2 protein-coding genes are annotated in these 5826 nt (G+C 62.9%); both read right to left on the bottom strand.

Annotated elements, in window-relative coordinates; all coding sequences use genetic code 11:
- A partial coding sequence (locus CFR71_RS15065; RefSeq protein WP_116790922.1) for a ParB/RepB/Spo0J family partition protein occupies window positions 1-855 on the bottom strand: 855 nt, incomplete at its 3' end.
- A 177-nt stretch (window positions 856-1032) separates the two neighbouring features.
- A partial coding sequence (locus CFR71_RS15060; protein WP_110532130.1) for a lactate dehydrogenase occupies window positions 1033-5826 on the bottom strand: 4794 nt, incomplete at its 5' end.

The following is a 5826-nucleotide window of genomic DNA, read 5'->3' as shown; positions in this document are numbered from 1 at the left end:
GATCAGTGCGTCTTCAGGCGTGTTCTGACCCAGCCACTGGCGCTGCGCCTTCTCATAGGCGAAGCCGTCATCGGTATAACGGCCGTCCTTCCCGGCTTCACCGAACAGATCTTCCTGCCAGGCGATCCGGCAGCTTTTTGCAATGGCGTCATCAAACGAGGCCTCGATTGCATAAAAACGGTCCTGCCGCAGGGCTGACGCAATCCGGTCCCAATCGGGGATGGCAGCACCGGGTTCCCAATTTCCGTCGGGCTGTTGCTCGCCCTCATCTTCGCAGGCTTCGACATCCTCGGGCGGCGACGAGCCAACCGGAAACCCGAAATGGCCCCAGACCTGTTCCTGCAGCGCGGTGGACGCAAGGGCGATGCTCGCCAGTTCACGATTGCCGGGCCCCTTGCCCGCCTCGATCCACGCCAGAATCTCGGGTAGGATGGCAGACAGGCGGCCGATCTGCTTCAGCTGCACCGGTGTGAGCATCAGCGCCTTGCAGATCGCGGTGTCATTCCACTTTTTTTCCTCCCGAAGCCTGGCAACAACCCGCCACTGTTCAACCTGGGTCATGGGCTGACGGATCATGTTCTCCGATGCGGCACGCATCCGGTCCAGTTCCGCATCATCGCCTGCCACCGTCACCTGAATGGTTTTCAGGCCGGCCTTGACCGCGGCACGCCGGCGGCGATGCCCTGCAACAATCATCAGACCGTCAGGAGTTTCGCGGACCAAAGGCGGGTGGATGATCCCGACGGCCTTGACGTTCAGCGCCAGCTGGCGCTCTTCCGCCTCGTTGGGCGCGGATTTCCGCGGGTTTTCGGGGTTGTCGAGCAGGGTTTTCGGATCAACTTCGCGCAGTTCCATGGTTTTTACTCCGTGTTCTCAGGACGCCTTTCCTGATGCACTCCGGCGGCCAGCACCGGGCTGGCGGGGCAAGGGCGCCGCGCAGCGGCGGCACCGGACCCGCGCGCAGGCGGCGCAGACGCCGAGCACGGGGAGGCGCCCCCCCTTGCGGCGCCTGACCGGAGATGGCAGCCCTTCTCAGGCTGCCACCTCTTCTTCCTTCTCCCTGTCCTCGGTGTCGTCATGCGCCGGGTCTTCATCGGTCGCGGTCGCCGCCAGATCGTCTTCCAGCGCTTTCAGCTCAGCGCGCTTTTCATCAAGCATCGCCTGTTCCGCGAACGGCAGGCCCAGACGGGCGCGGTATGATGGCAGGCGACGCTGCGCTTCCTCCCGCATCCGGATTGCATCACGGAGCGCGTCATCAATCCGAAGCAGCGCATGCTCGAGGCGCGAGGCCAGCCCAAGGCCCTTCGTGTCGTCCTCGACGCCGATTTCAATGCGGCCTGAGCGCGCTTCCACAAACAGCATCACGTCGACCGCGCGCTTTTCGTAGTACACGCGACGGGCAGGCCCAGCTTCGCACATGACGGCGAACCCACCGATGCGTCCGAGGTTCCAGACGCCTGCCTCGCCGTTTTTCGCCGCCAGGCGGATCTGGGACAGGAGCCATGATCCGGCCTTCTCGCGCTCGCTGACATCCCCCTTGTCCCGACGCAGTACGAACGCATCCCCCTTCGTGGGCTGACGGCTGGCAATATCCGCCTCGATAAGCGGGATCTGGCGCTCCGCGCCCGCAATCTCACGCTCGGCCCGGTCGATGGCACGTTTTACGGCGAACTGGTCGTCATAATGGGCGGCCGCCAGTCTCTCGAGCCGCGCAAGATCGGCCTCCAGCCCGGCTTTGTGCATCAGCCGGGCATCGCCCGAGGCAAGCGCCTTGGCCATGGCGAACTGGTTTCCCCCTTCCCCGCCAATGTCCTCAATCCGCCGGATGGAACGGTCACCTGACATCGCAAGTCCAATAAAGCGCTGCTTGCGTTCGAGGAGCTGCCAGTTGGTCGCGTCAACGGAACCCTGCTGGGCGTAGGCGTAGAGTTCGATTTCCGCGTGCTGGTTGCCCTGCCGCTCGATGCGTCCCTCGCGCTGGATGATGTCGGAGACCAGCCACGGCACGTCGAGATGGTGCAGGGCCTTGAGGCGCTGCTGGGCGTTGACGCCGGTGCCCATGGTCGCCGTCGAGCCGATCAGGATCCGCTTGCGGCCGGCATTGAGATCACCGAACAGCTTCTGCTTCGCCGCACTCTTCCTGTAGTGCTGCATGAACGCGATTTCCGCGCGCGGCACGCCCAGGCGGATCAGTTCATCGCGGATCCACGTATAGGCGGAAAAACCGCGTGTCTCCATCGCGCTCTCGGTGCCCAGATCCGAAAAGATCATCTGCACCGCCCCCGGCAGGTCGTACGGCCGACCGGTTTCAGGATCGCTGTAACGGCTTTCCGATGTCTCCTGCCAGATCCGGAACACGTTCCCGATCATCAGGTTGAGCTTCGACGTGTCATCATTCGCGGCGAGAGGGGCGACGAAGCGCAGGTCGATCGCGGCATGACGGGCATCCGTGATGACGGACAGGAGGATGTCGTCGCCCTTCTGGGGACGCCCCTGGCGCGCTTCGATGGCGTTGATGCGGGCCGCCAGCGTCTTCTGGTAGGCCCTGAAGTTATCGTTTGTCGGCGCGACAATAATCTCGCGACGCCCGCCCCGGATCGCAGGCAGAGTCACGTACTGGCGCAGGTCATCGTGCTGCACGACATCCGCGAAGTCGCGATACATCGCCATGAGGTCGGCGACGTTGACGAACTCGGTGAAGCGCGTGACCGGCTTGTAAAGCCCGCTTGGCTGCAGTTCCAGTTCGGTACGGGTTTCGCCGAAATTGGCTGCCCAGGCATCGAATTCATGCAGGTAGCGCTTCTGCAGCGCCTCAAGATCCATATAGCGGCTGACCGTCCACATTTCGGCGAGCGTATTGGTGATGGGGGAGCCGGACGCCATGATCAGCGGGCGCTCCGGATTTTTTGCCGCCAGGTAGCGCGTCTTCACGAAGAGATCCCAGGCCCGCTGCGAGCCGTTCGGATCGACCCCCTTGAGGTCGGACTGGTTGGTTGCAAAACTCAGCTTCCGGAACTGCTGCGCCTCGTCCACGAGGATCTGGTCGATACCGATCTCTCCCAGATGCACGAGATCGTCCTTTCGAGCGGAAAGGCCTTCCAGCTTCGCCTGCATCTTCTCCTTCATGCTCTCGACCCGCTTGCGCGACAGGCGATCGGCCGCGTCGACGCTTTCCAGCACTTCCTCGTAAGACGCGATCTGCGCCTCGATCATCTGGCGTTCGAAATCCCCCTCCACCGGGATGAACCTGAATGCGTCATGCGTGATGATGATCGCATCCCAGTTTCCGGTCGCGGCCCGGGCGAGGAACCGCTGGCGCTTTGCCTTCACGAAGTTCGTCTCGTCGGCGACGAGGATCCGTGCGGTCGGGTAGAGCATGAGGAATTCGCGGGCCATCTGGGCGAGGCAGTGACCGGGGACGGCGATCATCGCCTTGCTGATCAGCCCAAGCCGCTTCTGCTCCATGACGGCCGCAACCATCGAGAAGGTCTTTCCGGAGCCGACCGCGTGCGCGATATACGTGCCGCCCGCGGCGATGATCCGCCAGATGACCCGTTTCTGGTGGGGGCGCAGGCTGATCGTGGTGCTTGCACCGGGCAGGCGCAGATGGGAGCCATCAAACGCGCGTGCAACCAGGTTGTTGTAGGTATCGTTATACAGCCGGACCAGCCGCTCGGCCCGATCGCCATCCTGCCAGACCCATGTCTCGAACGCACGCCTGATCGCCGCCAGTTTTTCCTTTGCGGCTTCCGTCTCCTGTGTGTTCAGTTCGCGGTGCTCATTGCCATCGCCATCACGCCAGACATCCCATATTTTTGGCGATGCCTGTGTCAGGGCATCTTCCAGCAGTTCGCCGGCATGTCGCCGTTCCGTTCCCCAGACTGACGTAGCCTCGGCCTTGCCCATGAACGCCCGTTTCTCCACGGTCCAGCAGGCGACCGCAGGCGCGTGATAGATGACCGTTTCGACTCCGAGCACTTCGGCGGTAAAGGCGATGATGTCGCTGACCGGCAACCAGGGAGCGCCAAGGCGCGCGGTGATCTCCGACGGACGCAGATCGGCTGGCTGGACGGCTTCCAGCGCCGTGACGTTCCGGGCGTAGCGCCCATCGATCCGGGCTGCATCGCGTGCCTCTTCCAGCTTGGTCCGCACGGCGCCGGAGAGCATTTCATCAGCCGTGACCCAGACATCGCGACCATCTACGCTTCGTACAGGATCGAGATAAACCGCATCCCCCAGTGCGGCCGCGACCTCAGCTTCGGACTGTCCCATGAGTTCCGCGATCCGCGGCATTTCCACGCCGCCTGTTTCATGCAGGCAGACGGCCAGGGAGTCGTGGGCGGAATGGATCTCGGGTTCGGCAGGCGCATGAATGACCCGTTCCGAGAAAATTGGTCCCATCCGACCTTTCTGTGTCGCCTCGTCGTATTCCTCGATGGACGAGACCAGCCAGACGTCGGGATCATCGTAAAATGGCGTAAGGTTCGGTCGCCGCTGGGTTTCGTTTTCGACCCCGGTTTCTGGATCGATCCGGACCGTCACATTCATCAGGTTGATCGGGCCAAACTGTCGGACAAAGCTGAAATAGGCACGCTTCAGATCACCCTGCAGGCGTCCATAGGGCAGGTTCTCCATCTGCGCTCGCAGCACCGCGCGTGCCGCATCCCGGACGGGTATCAGCGCGGCAATGATCCGGGCATGCTTCTGGAAGAGGCCATCCTTCTGATCCCCCTTCCTGATGGCGACCGTGGTGGCCTGTCCGTCGCAGATCTGCTGCAGGACGCCTTTCGTGACGAAGTAGGAGCCCTCTTTCAGTTGGGCGCCATCGGCAGCCGTGCCGACCAGCACACCGGCTCCCGCCGGCCGGACAATGCGCTGGTCCAGGGGTTCCGGAAAGCGCACGTCCTGCCCGATCCGGCTCAGGGCCTGGGGTAACATCACATCGAGCCTACCGTCGGCACGCGCGTCGCATGTGTAATCGGGACCGAACTGGGTGGTGGTCCAGCCGTGACGGCCAAGCACCTGCTCCGGATGGTCGAGGAAGTAGCGATTGACGAGGAGCGGACCGTTACCCTGGTTGCTATCCGCAAGGGCGCCGGTTTCCAGCCAGGTCTCATCATCGGCCATGTCGCCGATCATGCGCTTGCGTAACACCAGTACGTCCACCACCACGTCCGTGCCGGCGTCATCGCGCATTGCTCCGGCCGGGAGCCGGACTGCCCCCACGAGGTCAGCCATGTCGGCAATGGTCCGGCGCGCGGTGCTGTCGGTCTTGTCCAGCGTATGGCGGGACGTCACGAAAATTGCGATGCCGCCTGGGCGGAGTGCTTCGACGGATCGGGCGATAAAAAAGTCATGCAGGCTCAGGCCAAGCCGTCCCAGACCTTCCGGGCCACGCACGGTGCGATTGGAAAAGGGTGGATTACCGATCGTAAGGTCATACCCGTCTGCGAGCTTCACTGTCGTGAAGTCCTCGCTGCGGATCCACTGGTTCGGATAGAGCCTGCGCGCAATCCTTGCCGTAATCAGATCATTCTCGATCCCGGTAAAGGCGATGCGTCCCTCGAGCCTTTCCGGTCGGGCCGCGATGAAGAGACCGGTCCCACAGCCGGGTTCAAGCACGGAACCGCCTCTGAAGCCCATCTGCAGCACTTTGTTCCAGAGCGCGTGCACGATCAGTTCAGGCGTAAAATGCGCATATTGTGTCGCGCGCTTCAGTCCTGCCCTTTCAACGTCTGTTGTGGAGGCATGGATCGCCTCGCCAATCTCTTCCCAGCCTGGGCGGGGGCTATCGCTCCCGGATGGAAACAGGTTGTTCGCCAGTTC

Source organism: Novacetimonas pomaceti (genome assembly GCF_003207955.1).
GTDB lineage: Bacteria > Pseudomonadota > Alphaproteobacteria > Acetobacterales > Acetobacteraceae > Novacetimonas > Novacetimonas pomaceti.
Note: the sequence above shows the minus strand (reverse complement) of the source record. Positions and strands in the feature narration are given on the sequence as shown.